Annotated in this window: 17 protein-coding genes; 8 read left to right on the plus strand and 9 right to left on the minus strand. The window is 68.3% G+C overall.

Going from position 1 to position 18,866, the window contains the following annotated elements:
* Positions 1–60: 60 nt before the first annotated feature.
* From FFK22_RS15100 to FFK22_RS15110, 3 genes are all read right to left on the minus strand, one after another.
* Positions 61–1,077 (minus strand): homoserine dehydrogenase, encoded by a 1,017-nt coding sequence (locus FFK22_RS15100; RefSeq protein WP_138885603.1) that lies wholly within the window; start codon positions 1,075–1,077, stop codon positions 61–63.
* A 149-nt stretch (positions 1,078–1,226) separates the two neighbouring features.
* Complete coding sequence (locus tag FFK22_RS15105; RefSeq protein ID WP_138885604.1) at positions 1,227–1,523, minus strand: type II toxin-antitoxin system RelE/ParE family toxin; 297 nt, start codon at positions 1,521–1,523, stop codon at positions 1,227–1,229.
* On the minus strand, positions 1,520–1,828 hold the full coding sequence (locus FFK22_RS15110) for a type II toxin-antitoxin system RelB/DinJ family antitoxin (RefSeq protein ID WP_138885605.1): 309 nt from the start codon (positions 1,826–1,828) through the stop codon (positions 1,520–1,522). Before FFK22_RS15110 ends, FFK22_RS15105 begins: the two co-directional genes overlap by 4 nt.
* Positions 1,829–2,221: 393 nt before the next feature.
* Between FFK22_RS15110 and FFK22_RS15115 the strand changes: the two genes are divergently transcribed.
* The 3 genes from FFK22_RS15115 (at position 2,222) to FFK22_RS15125 (ending at position 3,830) form a co-directional block, all read left to right on the plus strand.
* Positions 2,222–3,055 (plus strand): DUF2778 domain-containing protein, encoded by an 834-nt coding sequence (locus FFK22_RS15115; protein ID WP_138885606.1) that lies wholly within the window; start codon positions 2,222–2,224, stop codon positions 3,053–3,055.
* Entirely contained in the window at positions 3,039–3,410 is a 372-nt protein-coding gene (locus tag FFK22_RS15120; protein WP_138885607.1) for a hypothetical protein, read from the plus strand. The genes FFK22_RS15115 and FFK22_RS15120 overlap by 17 nt, the downstream gene beginning before the upstream one ends.
* Positions 3,411–3,539: 129 nt before the next feature.
* Positions 3,540–3,830: a hypothetical protein gene (locus FFK22_RS15125; protein WP_143956821.1), complete on the plus strand. Its 291-nt coding sequence runs from the start codon at positions 3,540–3,542 to the stop codon at positions 3,828–3,830.
* Here the strand turns inward: FFK22_RS15125 and FFK22_RS15130 are convergent.
* The 5 genes from FFK22_RS15130 to FFK22_RS15150 form a co-directional block, all read right to left on the minus strand.
* The gene (locus FFK22_RS15130) at positions 3,823–4,560 is read right to left on the minus strand and encodes a hypothetical protein (RefSeq protein WP_138885609.1); all 738 of its coding nucleotides are present in this window, start codon (positions 4,558–4,560) and stop codon (positions 3,823–3,825) included. The genes FFK22_RS15125 and FFK22_RS15130 overlap by 8 nt on opposite strands.
* Positions 4,561–4,622: 62 nt before the next feature.
* A complete protein-coding gene (gene mutT, locus FFK22_RS15135; RefSeq protein ID WP_221938610.1) occupies positions 4,623–5,051 on the minus strand; it encodes an 8-oxo-dGTP diphosphatase MutT in 429 nt (142 codons plus the stop codon).
* Positions 5,041–5,601, minus strand: a complete 561-nt coding sequence (locus FFK22_RS15140) for a GNAT family N-acetyltransferase (RefSeq protein ID WP_138885610.1) — start codon at positions 5,599–5,601, stop codon at positions 5,041–5,043. The genes mutT and FFK22_RS15140 overlap by 11 nt, the downstream gene beginning before the upstream one ends.
* A gap of 334 nt (positions 5,602–5,935) precedes the next feature.
* Entirely contained in the window at positions 5,936–7,165 is a 1,230-nt protein-coding gene (gene argJ, locus FFK22_RS15145; protein ID WP_138885611.1) for a bifunctional glutamate N-acetyltransferase/amino-acid acetyltransferase ArgJ, read from the minus strand.
* Between the two features lie 31 nt (positions 7,166–7,196).
* Positions 7,197–8,153: a peptidylprolyl isomerase gene (locus FFK22_RS15150; RefSeq protein ID WP_138885612.1), complete on the minus strand. Its 957-nt coding sequence runs from the start codon at positions 8,151–8,153 to the stop codon at positions 7,197–7,199.
* Positions 8,154–8,577: 424 nt separating this feature from the next.
* On the opposite strand from FFK22_RS15150, the gene FFK22_RS15155 reads away from it, so the two are divergent.
* The 5 genes from FFK22_RS15155 to FFK22_RS15175 all read left to right on the plus strand — a co-directional run bounded on the left by FFK22_RS15155 (position 8,578) and on the right by FFK22_RS15175 (position 17,761).
* Positions 8,578–9,891 (plus strand): esterase-like activity of phytase family protein, encoded by a 1,314-nt coding sequence (locus FFK22_RS15155; protein WP_221938611.1) that lies wholly within the window; start codon positions 8,578–8,580, stop codon positions 9,889–9,891.
* Between the two features lie 381 nt (positions 9,892–10,272).
* Positions 10,273–11,652: a hypothetical protein gene (locus tag FFK22_RS15160; RefSeq protein WP_138885613.1), complete on the plus strand. Its 1,380-nt coding sequence runs from the start codon at positions 10,273–10,275 to the stop codon at positions 11,650–11,652.
* A 225-nt stretch (positions 11,653–11,877) separates the two neighbouring features.
* Positions 11,878–14,601, plus strand: a complete 2,724-nt coding sequence (secA, locus tag FFK22_RS15165; RefSeq protein ID WP_138885614.1) for a preprotein translocase subunit SecA — start codon at positions 11,878–11,880, stop codon at positions 14,599–14,601.
* A 115-nt stretch (positions 14,602–14,716) separates the two neighbouring features.
* Positions 14,717–16,183, plus strand: coding sequence for an aromatic amino acid lyase (locus FFK22_RS15170; protein WP_221938612.1), 1,467 nt, complete (start codon positions 14,717–14,719; stop codon positions 16,181–16,183).
* A 78-nt stretch (positions 16,184–16,261) separates the two neighbouring features.
* The gene (locus FFK22_RS15175) at positions 16,262–17,761 is read left to right on the plus strand and encodes a RimK-like ATPgrasp N-terminal domain-containing protein (protein ID WP_138885615.1); all 1,500 of its coding nucleotides are present in this window, start codon (positions 16,262–16,264) and stop codon (positions 17,759–17,761) included.
* Between the two features lie 132 nt (positions 17,762–17,893).
* On the opposite strand, the gene FFK22_RS15180 is transcribed toward FFK22_RS15175, so the two are convergent.
* Complete coding sequence (locus FFK22_RS15180; protein WP_138885616.1) at positions 17,894–18,847, minus strand: acetyl-CoA carboxylase carboxyltransferase subunit alpha; 954 nt, start codon at positions 18,845–18,847, stop codon at positions 17,894–17,896.
* Positions 18,848–18,866 lie beyond the last annotated feature (19 nt).

The following is an 18,866-nucleotide window of genomic DNA, read 5'->3' on the forward strand; positions in this document are numbered from 1 at the left end:
GGCGTCTCACCCAAGGGGTGCAGTCCAATCTTGTCACCGCAAATCGGCCGCCGGCGCCGCTCAGACCCTCCCCGGGGCCGCGAAGATATGCACCGCATCGCGCAGCATCGATGCCGCCGTGGGCGTGGGCTCGCGCTCCCACAGCTTGTGGGAGCTGATGCCGTAGATGTCGGTGTGCATCTCGACCGCCATCTCCCAGCCTTTGCACTGGGCCAGGAAGTCGGCGCCGGGCAGGGCGACCGGCGCCACGGCGTAGCGCCCGGCCTCGGCGCTGGCGACCAGCCGGATCACCTTCCCCTGCGCCGCCTCCGCCGCGATCCGCTCCGCCGTCACCCCGGCGATGCCGGTCACCGCGATGTCGGCGAGCGCGATGTCGGCGCCGAGCAGGCTGTTGGCGATGATCAGCAGCTTGTTGGCCGTGTCCCAGCCGTCGACGTCGAGCGAGGGGTCGGCCTCGGCGATGCCGCGGCGCTGGGCCTCGGCCAGCGCATCGCCATAGGCCGTGCCGCCGGCCATCTCGTCCAGGATGAAGTTGGTGGTGGCGTTGAAGACGCCGCGCAGCCGCAGGATCTCGCCCGCGATCATGTCGCGTCGCCCGATGTTGAGGACCGGCAGCCCGCCGCAGACCGTGGCGCTGTATTTCAGCCCCGCCCCGGTCCGCCCGGCGGTCTCGTGCAGCTCGCGGAAGGCCAGCACCACCGGGCCCTTGTTCGCCAGCACGACGGAGATGCCCTGCCCCAGCGCCGCCCGCGTCAGCGCCAGCCCCGGCCCGCCGGTGCGCAGGTCGACCGGCGACGCCTCGAACACCAGGTCGACGCCGGCCAGCAGGCTCTCCACCGCAACCGCCCCGCGATAGCCGGCCAGATCCGCGGTCGAGCCCCCGGCCGCCTTGCGGGCGGCGATCTCCGCCGGATCGAACCCGGCGGGGTCGACCGCCACGCCCCGGCTGTCGGCGACCAGGACGATGCGAAAGCCAATCCCGTGATCGCGCTGCAGCGCGCCCGCCTTCCCGGCCAGGATCGTGAGCAGGTTCCGGTTGACGCTGCCGAGCCCCATCAGGGCGGCGTTGATCAGCATGTCTCGTCCTCGTTCCGGCGCAGAATCGCGGCCGTGGTTTCCAGATCCCGGCCCGTCATGGCGAGCCCCGCAGGGGCGTGGCCATCCAGCGTCTCCGGCCCCTGTCGAGGCCGATGGGATCAAGCGTTCGTAGAATCGGCCGTCAAACACTAGCGCTCGTCGACCACGTCCGCCGACCACTCCCGCGCACTGTGCAGGATACGCAGGATCCTCACCGTGTCGTCCTCGATCCGGTAGATCACGAAATAGGGCGTGCGCCTGATGGTCAACTCACGGGTGCCCTCGACGCGCCCCGGCCGTCCGCTCTGTGGCAATTGGAGCAGCGTCAGGACGCGAGCCAGTATCCGCTCGTCGACGAGTTCGGCTGCTTGCGGATTGTCGGCTTCGATGTGGTCGTAGATGGCGAGACGATCCGCCTCGGCGGCCGGGCGCCAGGACAGTCTCAAGACTTGCCGGCGGCCAGCTTGCGCCGGGTCTGAGCCCGCCGCGCAGCGAACCTGGCTTCGACCTCCTCGTGCGGGACGTCCGGCCGCGGATCGTCGAGCGCCTCCTGCACCTTTGCGCGGACCCACGCGTCATGGGTCGCCGGGTCGACGGCCAGCCCGGCCGGCAGGGCCCCCTCATTCGCGACCCGGGTGAGCAGCATCCGCACCGCATCGGACACGGTCAGCCCCATCTGCGCGAGCACCAGCGACGCCTTGTCCCTCAAGGCGGGGTCGATGCGGGTCTGGATCAGCGCACTTGCCGCCATGTCGATCCTCCTGTGTGACCAGAAATGTACTTCAATCGCATGACAAGTCAAGCTGACGCTCGGAGACCAGCCCACGGCTTCATGCGGGGCAGACGGCCTGACCGCCTTGGAGCACGCGCTGTCACGGACTCCCGATTCGCCGCGATCCTCGCCGCCGGCGAGGACGAAGCGACGTCGACGCGGCTTCGCCGGGCCGAGCAGATCGGCCGGCCGCTCGGCGGCTGCGACTTCCCGGACCGGCTCAAACGCCAGAGCAGCCGCACCCTCGCGCCGGCCAAACGAGGGCGAAAGCCCGCTAAAATTGCAGTGTCACCGTATTGTACAGGTGGAATACAGTCCTGACCGGGGAGGTCCGGCGGGAAACAAGGCACTACGCGGAGGGGCAAGTCCGACATGGTCGAAGACGAAATCAGGATCGCTCCCAGCATGGAGGCGCGACCGTCTATCGGTCCGATCCGCGTCTCGGTACTGGCTGAGGTCGAGAGCACTGTGGGCGAATGGTCGGGGTGGCCGGGTCGTCCGCTGCGGGCACCATCCATGCTGTTGGATCATTCGGCTCGCTCCGCACTTCCGATCACAGGCTTCTCCGAGGCAGGGTTGCCTCGTTTCCGGCTCCGGCCGAACGTCTGCGCCCGCTACAGCATCCGCGTCCTCGCCCCGGGCTTCGATGCCGCGGCCGTGTCCGGCCTGGCCCTTCCGGCAGTCGGCGGCGGTCAAACGCCGGCGAACAGCCATTTCGATCTCTGGGGCAGCGAACTTCGCGTGCGGATGCGGCGCCGTGTTTGGCTGCGGTTCGACGGAAAATCGCTGAAGTGGATCAACGGCGGCTCGATCGAGCGGGAGTGGGCCGCGGTATCTGGTCGGGAAGGCCACCAGTCCCCAAGAGAGCAGAACGTGGCGGACACCGGGCCGATCCCGGCCGGAACCTATCTCGGCGACTTTTCGGAATTCCAGGACCGTCGTCTTGGCCAGAGCACCGTGGATTGGGTCGCAGGGAACCTCGGGCGGGGCCAATGGCGGGGGAATGAGATGAGTTGGGGCAACTATCGGCTGTGGCTCAGGCCTCTCCGCAACGTCAACACATTCGGACGGGACGGGTTTACCATTCACGGTGGCTGGTATCCGGGGTCGGCGGGCTGCATCGACCTGACCGGCAACATGGATGACTTCGCCGGACGCCTTCGGGCGTACGGCCAGAGCGTGACGGTCGATGTCATCTACGGCTAAAGCGATCCTGGCGAAGATCGGCGTATTGATGGCCTGGGCCGTCGTCGCCCTGTCTGCGCTGGTGACAGCGGTCCTGTTCGCCGATGTCCTCCAAGTCGCATCTGGGCATATGGAGGGCTATCCGTGGGGTTGGGAAGGCGGCGGCTGGCCTTACAGATCTCCTCTCAACTACATCATCTCCGGCACGGCTGTGGCCGCGATCAGCGCCGTCTTTACGGTCGGACTCGTTCTCTCCCGTCGCCGGCTGCTCTGGTTCGCGGTGATCGCCGGCCTGTTCATTGTCTTCGTGGCAGGACTGCCCGGCTCGACGATCGCCGAAGCCACGGGGCTCAGCTGGAGCGCGCTGCTTCCTTGACCCGGTATCGCAGCGGGCCAATTGACGGGGCTGAGCGGCGGCCGGCGGGCGAGCGTGCCTCGAGGCGCTGCGCCACGTCGCGCTCAACCCCGCGCGGGTCCAGCTGGTCCGGCGGGTGGCGGATTGGCCTTGGTCCAGCGCGCCGGTCAATCTGGGCCGGATCCCTGCGGACGGCCTGCCGGCCGCGAGCCGGTGCTGTCGCGCTATCCCGATTTCGCCGCGATCCTCGCCGCCGGCGAGGACGACGCGGCGTCGACGCGATTGCGCCGGGCCGAGCAGATCGGCCGGCCGCTCGGCGGCCGCGACTTCCTGGACCGGCTCGAACGCGAGAGCGGCCGGCCTCTCGCTCCTGCCCGACGGGGACGGAAGCTCGCTAAAAGTGCGCTGTCACCGCAATTCCGGCACGAGAAATTCAAATAATCAAGCCAAATTTTTTGATGGTCGATTGTGTCTCCGCCAGTATTTCGTTTAGCGCATAGACCATCGGTGTGGCATCATATGGCCTTGGCGATTCCACCCCGAAGGCTATGTCGAAATCTAATTCGTAATCAACGAGCCTTGCTCCGGGACCAATCTCTATATCTATCTTCGTGCCTGCAGTGATTCCGATATTGCGAACCGTTTTGCTTATCCGGAAATTCGTTATGGCCCCTATTTTTAAGAGAGATGATTGGATCATTGGTGACGGAAATCTGTGCTTTTCCATATTATTAACTTGGTTTAGCCAGCATAGAATGTCATTCCCGCCCGGGTATGGCCTAACGTCATTCGTCAGTATATCAAGCGCGTTCCTCTGGGCATCGCGGAAATACTTTTTCGTTTTTAAAGTTTCTTCAAATTTTGTTTTGGATTTTGAAATTGGAAAGGCCATATCTTCGGAGTAATTGCCATTTGGATCAAAAATCAGATGAGACGAATAGTCCAATACCGCCCGAAGATTTCCTAGAGCGTCGGCGGCTGTGAGGACAAAATCATACGGAATTGGTGGGCGCATTACGAACTTCACGCCATAATGACCATTCCATTCAACATACTCAACAACCATCGGCTTCCTGTCTTTATACTCCAGTATCAGTTTCTGCAACGCAGATATATGATGGGCGCTCCGCCCAAGCTTGAGGGTTATTGCCTCAATTTGATCTGGTCTCATGTAGATCCTCCCGCTGTAATTGCGGTGGCGATGCACGAATTGGATGCGGCGCAAAGGATAGGCTAAAGCACATCCCTTAACATCGCCACCAGCGGCTTGTCCGCCGGCGGCATCGGATAATCCCGCAACCGGTTCGGCGCCACCCAGGCCAGCGCCTGGCCCTCCAGCGGCCGCGGCGTGCCCTGCCAACGGCGGCAGAGGTACAGCGGCATCAGCAGGTGGAAGCGCTCGTAGCGGTGGCTGGCGAAGGTGAAGGGGGCCAGGCAGCTCTCCTCCGTGTCGATCGCCAGCTCCTCGCGCAGCTCGCGGATCAGCGCCGCCTCCGGCGTCTCGCCCGGGTCGACCTTGCCGCCCGGGAACTCCCAGAGGCCGGCCATCGACTTGCCCTCGGGCCGCTGCGCGATCAGCACGCGGCCATCGGCATCGACCAGGGCGACGGCGACCACCAGCACCATCGGCAGGGCGGGGACAGCGGAGAGTTCAGGCGGCATAGATCTTCAGATAATCCTGGCGGCTGAGGGCGAAGAGCGGGCAGGGCACCGCCTGCCCCAGCGCCTTGAACTCGATGGTCTTGATGCCGTCGGTCATCAGCCCGGCCTTGACCAGGACATGGCCCGACGGCGCGTTGTCGGGGTGGTAGGCCGCCTGGATCCGCTCCAGCCGCAGGTCGAGGAAGCCGAAGGCGATCATCGCCTGCGCCGCCTCGGTGGCATAGCCCTGGCCCCAGTAGCGCCGGCCGAACCAGTAGCCGAAGCTGCCGACCCGGCCGTTGGTCGCGATCGACAGCCCCATATGGCCGATCACGGCGCCGCTGTCGGCCAGCGCCACCACGAACTGGTAGTCCCGCCCGGCGATCCAGCGCTTCTCCGCGGTCCGGATCCAGTCCTCGGCATCGGCGAAGCCATAGGGGAACGGCACGTCCGACAGCCAGCGCACCACCTCCCAATCGTCCAGCAGATGGGTGATCTCCCCGGCATCGGAGGGGCGGTGACGGCGCAGCCGCAGCCGCTCGGTCTCCAGCGCCTCCGGCAGGTCGGTCATGACGCCGCGGGCTCGCGGCTGCGGGACGGTGCGGCCTTCCTTCCCCGGGCTTGACCCGAGGATCGCGAGACCTTGCCACAATTCCCCAACCCGTCATCCCCGCGGAAGCGGGGATCTCGTAGCGCCTTGGCCGGAAAGAGATTCCCGCTTTCGCGGGAATGACGATGAAGGAATGTGGGGAGTGCGTCACGGCCCAAGCCCGCCCTCACCCGGTCTCGCTGCGCGAGCCCGACCTCTCCCGTAAACGGGAGAGGCAAAGTGAAAACGCTCGACATCCTGCCCCGATGCACTGGCCGACCTCGGTTTGTCCGCGCCAGCCCCAATTCACCCAGGGCTAGCTTCTGTAGTCCGCATTGATCGAGATATAGCCGTGCGTGAGGTCGCAGGTCCAGACCGTGGCGTGGCCGCGGCCGATGCCGATGTCGACCTCGATCCCGATCGACCGGGTCTTCATATGCGCCGCCACCGGCGCCTCGTCATAGCCGGCCACCACCATGCCGTCGCGCGCCACCTGGACGCCGCCGATGGCGATGCCGAGCTTGTCGCGGTCCGCCGGCTCGCCCGACTTGCCGACCGCCATGACGATGCGGCCCCAATTCGCGTCCTCGCCCGCCACCGCGGTCTTCAACAGCGGCGAATTGGCGATGGCCAGGCCGATGCGCCGGGCCGAGCGGTCGGAGATCGCGCCCTTCACGGCGATGGTGATCAGCTTCTGCGCGCCCTCGCCGTCGCACGCCACCTGGCGCGCCAGGTCGGCGGTCAGGTCGTTCAGCGCCCGCTGGAAATCGGCCAGGTCGCCGTTGCCGCCCGGCACCGGGTTGCCGGCCTGGCCGGTGGCGAACAGCATCAGCGTATCGCTGGTCGAGGTGTCGCCGTCCACCGTGATGGCGTTGAACGACTGCTCGACCGCCGCGGCCAGGGCCTTCTGCAGCAGCGGCGCCGGGATCGTGGCATCGGTGAACACGAAGGACAGCATCGTCGCCATGTCCGGCGCGATCATGCCCGAGCCCTTGGCGATGCCGGTGAGGGTGACCGCGGTGCCGCCGATCGTCGCGGTGCGGGTGGCGCCCTTGGCGAAGGTGTCGGTGGTGCGGATCGCCTCCGCCGCCGCGGCCCAATCCTCGCCCAGCGCCTGGGCCAGGTCCGGCAGGTGGCGGGCGATACGGTCCTCCGGCAGCGGCTGGCCGATCACGCCGGTGGAGGCGACGAACACCTCCTCCCAGTCGCAGCCGACCTGCTTCGCCGCCGCCACCACCGTGGCCGCCACCGTGGCGACGCCGGCCTGGCCGGTGAAGGCGTTGGCGTTGCCGGCATTCACCACCACCGCCCGGGCCGAGCCCTTCGGCAAGGCCCGGCGGCACCAATCCACCGGGGCGGAGGGGCAGCGCGAGCGGGTGTAGACGCCCGCCGCACTGGTGCCGGGGTCGAGGGCGACGAACAGCACGTCCGGCGCCCCCGTCTTCTTCAGCCCGCAGGCGGCGGCGGCCAGCCGCACGCCGGCGATCGGCGCCAGATCCGGCAGCCGCTCTGGCGCGAGCGGCGAACGCGGCAATGCTCCGGCCATGGTCCCCTCCCCCCGTCTCGGCTCGCGCCGGTTACTTCGCCGGCGCGGCCGGCGCGGCCGGGTCGGCGGCCGGAGCGTCGGTGCTGGGCGGGGGCAGCGGCTTGCCGTCCTGGCCCATCACCACGATCTGGGCGCCCTGCTTCACCTCGGCGATGATCTGCGGCACCAGCGCCTGCGACAGCTGCTCCTCGAGCTGCGGCTTGACCTCGTCCAGCGTCGGCTGCGGCAGGGTGCGCTTGTCCTCGACCAGGATGACGTGCCAGCCGAACTGGCTCTTCACCGGCGTGGTCGTGTACTTGCCCCTCTCCAGCTTGAAGGCGGCGTCGGCGAATTCCGGCACCATCTGGTCCTTCGAGAACCAGCCCAGGTCGCCGCCCGAATCCTTGCCCGACGGGTCGGTGGTGTTGGTGTTGGCCAGCTCCTCGAACTTGGCGCCGCCCTCCAGCTTCTTGATCAGGTCCTTGGCCTTGTCCTCGCTGTCCACCAGGATGTGGCGGGCCTTGACCTGGTCCTGCGCCGGGTTGTCGGCCAGGTACTTCTTATAGGCGTCCTGGATCGCCTGGTCGGTGACCTTGGCCTTGATCTGGCGCTGCAGCCAGACGTCCTGGATGATGCGGCGCTGGGCCGTCTCCAGCCGCGCCTTGACCTCGGGGTCGTTCTGCAGCCCGGCATCGACGCCCTTCTGCGCCACCAGGCGGGCGGTCGCCACCTGCTCGGCCATCAGCGGCACCAGCATCTCGACCGGCATCTGGCGGTACTGCTGCGGCAGGCTGTTGATCGCCTCCAGCACCTCGGAGCGCAGGATCGGCTGGCCGTTGACCGTGGCCGCGACCGGATCGTCGGGCTTGCCGGCCTGGTCGGCGGCCGGAGCGGGAGCGGCGGTGGCCGGCGCCTCGGCAGGCTTGGCCGCATCCTGGGCCAGGACCGGACCGGCCAGGAGCGTCAGGGCTGCCGCGCCGGCAAGCAGGCGGAGGGCGAGGGAAGACATCAAACGCGTCCTTTCAGATCCTGTGGGACGAGTGGCGCCTCGGCCGGATAAGGGCCGGCATCCGGTCATGGGATCGCGGCGGCGCCATCTGCGCGACGTGGCGGACAGGTAAAGCACAGGCGGAAACGGGGCACAAGCGGACCGGGAGTCGCTGTCATCAAAGCTTCACGCCGCCGTCACCGGGCCGAAACGCGGCAAATCCTAGAAGACGGGCGGCTTCCCGGCGCCGTCATCCCGACCCCGCCGGTTCGAGGTGACAAAGAATTAAGGGACCGTTTGGAAATGCGCTGGCGTGAGTCGAATGGCGGTGGTTTCGAGAACCGGCGCGCAGCGGACGTTTGAGTCCGTGAGCACCGGAAGCGCAGAAACCGCCGTCAGGCGGCCACGCCAGTAGCGTTTACAGACGGTCCCCAAGGAGGGGTTCATGCCGTTCCGTCCCGTTCCCGCAGCTCTGCTGCTCTCGGTCGCGATGATCCCGGCCGCCGCGCAGGCCGCCGAGACCATCACCAGCTACACCAGCACCGACCCGAAGCTGACGCTCGGCAGCATCTCGGTGCCCGGCGGCAAGACCCGGGAGCTGAATGTCGGCATCGGCAGCGGCGCCGGCCGCCGTGCGACCGACCCGGCGATGACCTTCTGGACCATCTCCGACCGCGGCGCCAACTTCACCTGCGGCGACGTGAAAGACGTGTTCGGGGTCGACGGCAAGACCATCTGCGGCGACCTCAAGAACGCCCGCATCTACCCGCAGCCGGACTACTCGCCCTCGATCTACCGGATCACGCTGCAGGATGGCGGCAGCTTCACCGTCGACACCGTGCTGCCGCTGCGCGACGGCGACGGCAAGCCGGTCAACGGCCTGTTGAACCCGCTGACCCACGCCTCGACCGAGCAGCCGATCGACCTCGCGGGCAAAAAGCTCGAGCAGAACCCGGATGCGGTCGACGCCGAGTCGGTGGTGCCGATGGCCGATGGCAGCTTCTGGGTGTCGGAGGAGAACGGCCCGTCGCTGCTGCATGTCGCGGCCGACGGCAAGATCCTGCGCCGGATCGTGCCGCAGGGCACCGAGGGCGACTTCAAGGCCGCGCATTATCCGGTCGATGGCGGCCTGCCGGCGGTGCTGGCCAAGCGCTTCCTCAACCGCGGCCTGGAATCGCTGGCCATCACCCCGGACAACAAGCGCCTGGCCACCATCATCCAGAACCCGCTCGCCAACCCGGACGCCGACGCCTACAAGGCCTCGAAGAACGCCCGGCTCTGGACCCTCGACCCGGCGACGCTCGCGGTCACCGGCGAATATGTCTACACGCTCGACGATCCGCAGAGCTTCCGGCTGGACCCGTCGGACAAGCAGAACAGCCCGCGCATCAGCGAGATGATGGGCCTCGGCCCCGACCGCTTCCTGGTGCTGGAGCGGACCGACGGCACCACCAAGCTGTATGAGGTGTCGCTGGCCGGCGCCACCGACGTCCACGGCACCGCCTGGGACGAGCTGAAGACCGCGCCCAGCCTGGAGCAGAGCAAGGACCTGGCGGCGGCGAAGATCGTGCCGGTAACCAAGATTCTGCGCTTCGACAGCGCCGACCACCCGGAGGTGCCGGTCAAGATCGAGGGGCTGGCCCTGACCGGCGACGGGTCGCTCATGATGATCAACGACAGCGATTTCGGCATCACCGGCGAGACCACCCGCCCGGTCGTGCTGAAGGGCAGCGGGATCGCCGCCGATCCGGCAAGCTAGGCGCGATGGCCTGACGCCGGACCGCTCCGGCACGATCGGCAGGGGCGGCAGGATTTCGGATGCTTCGCCTTGTCTCTCCCGCCCGGCGGGAGAGACAAGGCTCGTTCTGCGTGCACCAAGTGCCGGTCGCACCATAGCCGGGGCGTTCGCGGGCGCGGCCGGCATGGCACGTCCGGCAGGATCGAAGAAAAAATCTCCGCCCCCCTGCTGACTCGTTTGCCGAGATATGCTTTAATGTCGTCGAATTTGATGCTCGCTTTAACAAGATATTCAGGTCACTCGCGCCTATAGGCGTTGGAATCACCAAGTATCGTGTCGGCGCTGAGCGGTTTTCACCGGCGCGGGACTATTGACTCAGTATTTCAGAGCCGGAGACGCCTTATGGCTGACTGGACGATAGGCGAGTTGCAGTTGGCGCCGCCGCTACGATTGACCGCGGATGACGCGACCACCGAATTTCCCGACCTCGATGCCGCCCTTGCCGCAGCGATCGCCGCGGGCACGTCGACCGTTATGCGCTGCGATGTCCTCGGCGCCGGCCCGGCGCGCGGCTCCGCCATCCGGGAAGCCATCGGCGCCGTTCTGGGCTCCGTCATCGACTTTCGCCCGGACAATGGATTGGGGCCCGCCGTGCTCGTTCTTGCCGACGCGGCGGGGCGGCATGTCTATGCGGCCGCCGAACCGGTTGCCGGCGCGCGCTGGGTCGAGATCCCGCGCCTTGCCGAGTTCTATGCCTTGGCGGAAGTCGACCGGACCAGCCAGCGGAAGACCTGGATCGGCAAGCTGAAATCGACGAAGAAGGCGGACTGGCCGGCAACGCTGGCGCCGAGCTTCGACCGGCTCAAGGACCTGTCCGCCCCGGCCCTCAGGCTGCTGCTTGCCTGGCTCGGCGAATTGGCCATCCCCGCGACCGGGGTCGACCAGCCCGGCAAGAAGTTCCGCGGGGCGCAAACGCATGGCGCGACGCTGCCGGTGTTCCGCTATCCGATCGTCGAACCGGACTGCTATCTGCGTGTCATCAGCGGGCGCGAGGGCTGGCTCGAGAGCATCAATGCCTATGACCTGGGCGCCGGCATCAGCCTCGGCCCGATCCAGTTCAATGCGCAGGGCGGCGCGGTGTTCGACGTTCTTCGCCGCTTCGAGTCGATCGACCCCGCGCTGTTCGGCACCTGTTTCTCCGCACTGGACTGGACCACCGGCGAGGACGGCGGCGATGCCGTGCTGACCGTCGGCAGCGGGGCAAGCCAGGTTCGGCTGATCGGCCGCTCCAAGGACGACGACCGCAACATCGGCTATCTGCAATCCGGCGTGCCCGGCAAGTCCGCGTTCAAGGACATCGACAAATCTTTCAGGCGAGCACTCGCCGACAGGTTCCGCGACGCGGTCGTCTGGCCGCACATCCAGGAGCTCGTGCTCGCGCGGAGCCAGAAGTGGCTCGAGCCGGGCCTCGATAAGCTGACGGCGGCGGGGTTCGCGCCGCTCGACGCGAGGCGTCCCGATCGCGACCTGTTCGTCCTGAAGGCGCTGCTCCTGTCCGCCTTCGTGCGGTTCTCCGCGAGCCTGGCGCCGCTCATCCGCCATCTGGCGCCGTTCGCCACGCCCGCCCAGAAGCTGGGGGCGATTCAGGCGGTCCTTCTCGGACCACCGGATTGGAAGGAGCTGTCGAGACCGCGCCGCGAGGCTCTCTGGGAGCGGCTGGAGGCCCAGCGGCCCGTCGCCGAGGCCGTCTGGGACACCATCGAAAGGCTTGCCGATGCCTAGCCCGGTCGTTGTCGACAACACCCTTGCCGTCCCGTCCCCTTCGTCGTTTGGCGGGCCATTGGCAGGGCGGGGACCTTCGGCTATGGTGCCGCGCCCGTAGGCCCGGGCGCTTTCGACCGCGGCGCTGGAACTCCGCTGCGGCTGCGCGTTGAAAGCGGCGTGGCGCGGCCCCAAATTCCTGGGGGAGTGCGTCCGCGTGCTCTCCCTGCCCAAGTCGAGGTTTCGATGTTCGGTGCGCTCGCCCGAAAGCTGTTCGGTTCGTCCAACGACCGCTTCGTCAAGACGCTGATCACCGGCCCGGTGGTCACGACCAACTCCCTGGAGCCCCAGTTCCAGGCGCTCAGCGACGACCAGCTTCAGGCCAAGACCCAGGAGTTCCGCGCCCGGCTGGACAAGGGCGAGTCGCTGGACGCCCTGCTGCCGGAGGCCTTCGCCACGGTGCGCGAGGCCGCCAGGCGGGTGCTCGGCCAGCGCCATTACGACGTCCAGCTGGTCGGCGGCCTGGTGCTGCACCAGGGCAAGATCGCCGAGATGAAGACCGGCGAAGGCAAGACCCTGGTCGCCACCCTGGCGGTCTATCTCAACGCCCTCGGCGGCAAGGGCGTGCATGTCGTCACCGTCAACGACTATCTGGCCCAGCGCGACAGCGGCTGGATGGGGCGGATCTACGGCTTCCTCGGCCTCACCGTCGGCTGCATCGTCCACGGCCTGACCGACGACGAGCGCCGCCAGGCCTATGGCGCCGACATCACCTACGGCACCAACAACGAGTTCGGCTTCGACTATCTGCGCGACAACATGAAGTTCCGGCTGGAGGACATGGTCCAGCGGCCGTTCAACTTCGCCATCGTCGACGAGGTCGATTCGATCCTGATCGACGAGGCGCGGACGCCCTTGATCATCTCCGGCCCGGCGCAGGATTCGTCGGAGATGTACATGCGGGTCGACCGGCTGATCCCCAGCCTGGTCGCGGTCGAGGACTACGAGCACGACGAGAAGCAGAAGACCGTCGCCCTGACCGAGGCCGGCCAGGAGAAGATCGAGCGCCTCCTGATCGAGGCCGGCCTGCTGCAGGGCGACAACCTCTACGACATCCAGAACGTCAACCAGGTCCACCACGTCAACCAAGCATTACGCGCCCACGTGATGTTCCAGCTGGACCGGGATTACATCGTCAAGGATGACAAAGTTGTCATCATCGATGAATTCACCGGCCGCATGATGGAGGGCCGGCGCTACTCCGAGGGCCTGCATCAAGCAATCGAGGCCAAGGAGCGGGTCGAGATCCAGCGCGAGAACCAGACCCTCGCCTCGATCACCTTCCAGAACTATTTCCGCCTCTATCCGAAACTGGCCGGCATGACCGGCACGGCACAGACCGAGGCCGCCGAGTTCGGCGAGATCTACAGCCTCGAGGTGGTCGAGATCCCGACCAACGTCCCGGTCATCCGCAAGGACGAGGACGACGAGGTCTACCGCACCGTCCGCGAGAAATACGACGCCATCGTCACCCTGATCCGCGAGTGCAACGCACGGCAGCAGCCGGTGCTGGTCGGCACCGTGTCGATCGAGAAGTCGGAGACGCTGGCGGCGCTGCTGCAGCGCGAAAAGATCCCGCACAACGTGCTGAACGCCCGCTTCCACGAGCAGGAAGCCTATATCGTCGCCCAGGCCGGCCGGCCCGGCGCCGTGACCATCGCCACCAACATGGCCGGCCGCGGCACCGACATCCAGCTTGGCGGCAATGTCGAGATGCGGGTCGAGCTCGAGCTGGCCGGCATCGACGACCCGGCGGCGCGCGAACAGCGCGAGGCCGAGATCCGAGCCGAGGTGGCGAAGAACAAGGAGATCGTGCTGGCCGCTGGCGGCCTCTACGTCGTCGGCACCGAGCGGCACGAGAGCCGGCGCATCGACAACCAGCTGCGCGGCCGCTCCGGCCGCCAGGGCGACCCCGGCGGGTCGAAGTTCTTCCTGTCGCTGGAAGACGACCTGATGCGCATCTTCGCCTCCGAGCGCCTGGACGGCATCCTGCGCCGCTTCGGCCTGAAGGAGGGCGAGGCGATCATCCACCCCTGGATCAACCGGGCGCTGGAGAAGGCGCAGGAGAAGGTCGAGGCGCGCAACTTCGACATCCGCAAGAACCTCCTGCGCTTCGACAACGTGATGAACGACCAGCGCAAGGTGATCTACGAGCAGCGGCGCGAGATCATGCAGGCCGAGGAGGTCGGCGCCATGGTCGCCGACATGCGGCAGGAGGTGGTCGCCGGCATCGTCGCCCGCGCCATCCCCGAGAACAGCTACGCCGAGAAGTGGAACATCGACGGGCTGCACGAGGAGGTGCTGCGCATCTTCCAGCTGGATCTGCCGGTCAAGGAGTGGGGCAAGGAAGAGGGCATCGCCGACCGCGAGATCGAGGAGCGGATCCAGCAGGCGGCCGATGCCAAGATGGCGGCGAAGGTCGAGGCCTACGGCCCCGAGATCATGCAGATGGCCGAGAAGAGCCTGCTGCTGCAGATCCTGGACCAGAGCTGGAAGGACCACCTGCTGACGCTCGACCATCTGCGCCAGGGCATCAACCTGCGGGCCTATGCCCAGCGCGACCCGCTGCGCGAGTACCAGGCCGAGGCGTTCAACCTGTTCGAGCAGATGCTGGCGGGGCTGCGCGAGACCGTCACCCAGGTGCTGGCCCAGGTCGAGCTGCGCGTCAACCGGCCGGAGGATGTCGAGGCGCAGCAGCGCGCGGCGATGCAGCGCGAGATGCACGAAAGCCGCTTCGACCCGGCGCTGGGCGCGCCGCCGGAGCCGGAGTTTGCGACCGCCGCCGGCGCGGTGGCGGCGGCCAGCGCGGCCCTGGCGCTGAACCCCGACTGGGTCCACACCCCGCGCAACGCCCCCTGCCCCTGCGGTTCGGGCAAGAAGTTCAAGCACTGCCACGGCTCGGTGGTGTAGGCCCCGCAGCACAGCGGATCGGTTCGGCCAAGGCCGGCGGCGAATCCCATCGCCGCCGGCCTTTGCTTTTGCCAAGCTGCCGCCGAGGGCGTCACACGCCCCGGAGCGGGAGCGGATGCCGATGACAGTGGCCCTGACCAGGAGAGCCGACATCACCCTCGACGCGGTGCATCGCGTCGCTTGGCAGGGCGAGGGCGTGCGCATCACCGAGGCCGCACTGGCCCGGATCGCCGAATGCCGCGCCGCCTTTCTGCGGCTGATCGACACCGACCCGGACCTGGTCATCTACGGCGTGACCACGGCTATGGGCGAGCTGGCCGACCGACGCCTGCGGCCCGAGGAGCGCGACCGCCATGCCCGGATCAAGGCCTTCGCCGCCGCCACCGCCTTCGGCGACCCGCTGCCGGAGCGGATGGTGCGCGGCATCGTCCTGGCGCGGCTGGCGAATTTCCTGGAGGGCCACGCCGCCACCACGCCGCGGATCGCTCTGGCCGTCGCCGCCATGCTGGACGGCGGGCCGCTGCCTTCGGTGCCGGCCGCCGGCCAGGGTGGGGCCGGGGAGATCCTGGCGCTGTACCCGCTGTTCGCCGCGCTCAGCGCCCGCTTCGATCTGGAGGTCAAGGAGCGGGGCTCGCTGATCAACGGGTCGCCCTGCGCCGCGGCGCTGCTGGCCGATTCGGCCCTGGCGGCGCGCAACCGGATCCGGCTGGCCGAATCCGTCTTCGCTTTGTCGATCGAGGCCTTCCGGGCACCGCTGGAGCATTACGATCCGGCGCTGGACACGCTGTGGGGCGACGAACACGACGCCGCGGCGCTGCGCGGCCTGCGCGCGCTGCTGGACGGCGCCGGCGACGGTCGGCGCGGCTATCAGGCGCCGGTCAGCTACCGCATCGTGCCGCGGCTGCTGGGCCAGGCGTACCGCGCTTTGGCGGCGGCGGAACGCGGGGCCACGGTGTCGCTGGCCGCGGCGTCGGACAACCCGGTCTACATCCCGCCGGACGAGGCCGGCCCGGGCCATCCCGACGGCCGCTGCATCAGCACCGGCGGCTACCACAACGCCATGGCGGCGCCGGCGCTGGACGACCTGGCGGCGATCTGGGCCGATCTCTGCCTGTTGTGCGACCGCCACAGCTCGAAGCTCCTGGCCGGTCGGGTGTCGCATCTGCCCGACCTGTTGATGGTCGGCCGCGACCCCAGCGACAGCGACGGCCATGGCAGCCTGGGCTATGTGCCGATGGCGGTGACCGGATATCTCGAGCAGGCCAAGGCGGCGGCGCAGCGCACCTTCCTGCCGGGCACCGAGGCGGCGGGCGCCGGCCAGGACGACGTCGCCGCCCCGGCCTTCCTGGCCTGGGCCAAGGACGAGCACGCCGGCCGCTGCCTGGACGCGGCGCTGGCGATGCTGGCGGTGATCGCGTCCCAGGCGCTGCACGTCACCAGCCGTGCGGCCCCGCCGGCGCTGCGCGCCCTGGTTGAAGAGGTTCGGGACGTGGTGCCGCCGGTCGCGGAGGACCGCGTGCTAGGCCCCGAACTCGGCCGCCTCGCCGAGAGGTTCACGCAGCGGGTGTTCGCGGCGGGGTGACGCGCCGCCAAATCCGAATGGCACCTTTATCCGGATCGGCGGGACGCTGAGGGCCATTGCCACATCACGCATGGACCCATGGCCATCACATTGATCGTCGCCGACGAGCCCGGCGGGCTGGCCGACGACCTGCCTCGCCAATGCCGCGTCGTCGCCCCCGACGACCTGCTGGACGGGCGGCACCTGCCGGAACCCGATGCCGACCCCGGCACCATCGTGGTCAATCTGTGCCGCGACCAGCGCCCCCTCTCCTTCGGCTATTACGTCTCGCTGATCGCCGAGGCGCGCGGCTACGCCGCAATCCCGACCGCGGCGGACCTCGCCGACCAGGCCGACGAAAGGCTGGTGCGCAACCGGCACGCGCCGGTGGACCGCGCCCTGGCCGCGCTGCGCCGCCACAGCGGGCGCCTGGTCCTGCCGCGGCGCCTGTTCGTGGCGCTGGGCCGCTGCAACAAGCCGCATCTGCAGGAGGTCGCCGAGGCAGCCTATGAGGCGTTCGGCCTGCCGCTGATGACCCTGCAGATCGATACGGTCCGGCTGCAGCTGCTGCAGGCGGTGGCGGAGCCGCTGGCCGGGCTGGACCCGCGCCAGCAGCGCCTGCTACGCGCCGCGCTGGAGCGGCTGGCCGCCCCCCCGCCGACGCCGCGCCCATTTCGCCGCGCCCACCGACTGGCGGTGCTGGTGAATCCGGACGACCCGCTGCCGCCGTCCAAGCCCGGCACCATCGTGCGGCTGCGCGACGTGGCGTCGTCGATGGGCATCGAGACCGAGTGCCTCGGCCATCGCGACCTGCCGCGGCTGGGCGGGTTCGACGCGCTGTTCATCCGCGAGACCACGGCGCTGCAGGCGCCCAGCTACATCTTCGCCGAGACCGCGGCCCGGCTGGGCCTGCCGGTGATCGACGACCCGGTGTCGATCCTGCGCTGCTGCAACAAGGTGTTCCTGCACGAACGGCTGAAGGCCGAAGGCGTGGCGCAGCCGCGCACCCTGGCGGTGCGGGCCGACACGCTGGCGGCCGCCGGCGAGGCGCTGGGCTTCCCCTTGGTGCTGAAGGTGCCGGACGGCGCCTGCTCGCGCGGCGTGGTGCGGGTCGACAGCCCGGCCGAGCTGCCGGTGGCGGGGCGCCGGCTGCTGCGCCGCTCGCGCCTGATCCTGGCGCAGGAATATCTCTACACCGACTTCGACTGGCGGATCGGCGTGCTGGCGGGCCAGCCGCTTTTCGCCTGCCGCTACCGCATGGTGCGCGGCCACTGGCAGATCTTCCGCCACGGCCAGGACGGAGGCAGCGAGGAGGGTGCGACCGAGCCGGTGCCGCTCGACGCCGTTCCGCCCGTGGTGCTGTCGGCCGCGCTGGCCGCCGCCGCCCTGATCGGCACCGGCCTCTACGGCGTCGACCTGAAGGAGACGGCGCAGGGCCCGGTGGTGATCGAGGTCAACGACAACCCGAACATCGATGTCGGGCTGGAGGATGCCTGCCTGGGCGACGCGCTGTACGAGCGGCTGCTCGGCCATTTCCTGGAACGGATCGAGGCCGGCGAGGAGCAGGCCCCGGCCCGGGCCGCGGGGTCGATCTGGTAGGCTTGACCTACCTTTTACCTGAAACCGTCATGGCGAGGCGCGCAGCGCCGTGGCCATCCAGAGATCGAGCCGCTGGGATGGCCACGCCCCTTCGGGGCTCGCCATGACGGTTATGTGCTTGAAGGGGCTCGCTCAGCCCAGGTTCTGGCCGATCGCCAAAAACTTCTCGCGCCGCTTGCTGCGCAGGGTCTTGCCATCAAGGTCGACCAGCCCGGCCAGCGCCGTCCCGATCGCATCGCCGACGGAGTCGAAGGCCTGCTGCGGGAAGCGGTGGGCGCCGCCGACCGGCTCCTCGACCACGCCGTCGATGACACCGAGCTGCTTCAGATCCTGCGCCGTCAGCTTCAAGGCCGCCGCGGCCTCCTGGCTCTGCGCGCTGCTGCGCCACAGGATCGAGGCGCAGCCTTCCGGCGAGATCACCGAATAGATCGAGTGCTCGAGCATCAGCACGCGGTCGGCCACGGCGATGCCGATGGCGCCGCCCGAGCCGCCCTCGCCGATCACCACCGAGACCAGCGGCACCCGCACCCTGAGACAGGATTCGATCGACTTGGCGATCGCCTCGGCCACGCCGCGCTCCTCCGACGCCACGCCGGGATAGGCGCCGGCGGTGTCGACGAAGGTGATCACCGGCAGGTGGAAGCGGTCGGCCAGGTCGAGCAGGCGCTGCGCCTTGCGGTAGCCCTCGGGCTTGGCCATGCCGAAATTGTGCCGGATGCGGCTTTCGGTGTCGTTGCCCTTCTCCTGCCCGATCACCACCACCGACCGGTCCTGGAACCGGCCGAGGCCGCCGATGATGGCGCGGTCCTCGGCAAAGGCGCGGTCGCCGGCCAAAGGCTGGAACTCGGAGATCAGGGCCTGGATGTAGTCGAGCGCGTGCGGCCGATTCGGATGCCGCGCGACCTGCACCTTCTGCGCCGGCGTCAGCCCGCGATAGGTGTCCCGCAGCAGCTTGTCGACCTTGGTCTGAAGCCGGGAGACCTCGTCGGCGATGTTGAGCTCGCCGGCGTCGGTGATGTGCCGAAGCTCCTCGATCTTGCCTTCGATCTCGGCGATCGGCTTTTCGAATTCGAGAAAGGTCTTCATACCGCGTTGAGACTGGCCC

Source organism: Mycobacterium sp. KBS0706, from assembly GCF_005938675.2.
Classification (GTDB): Bacteria; Pseudomonadota; Alphaproteobacteria; order DSM-16000; family Inquilinaceae; genus Inquilinus.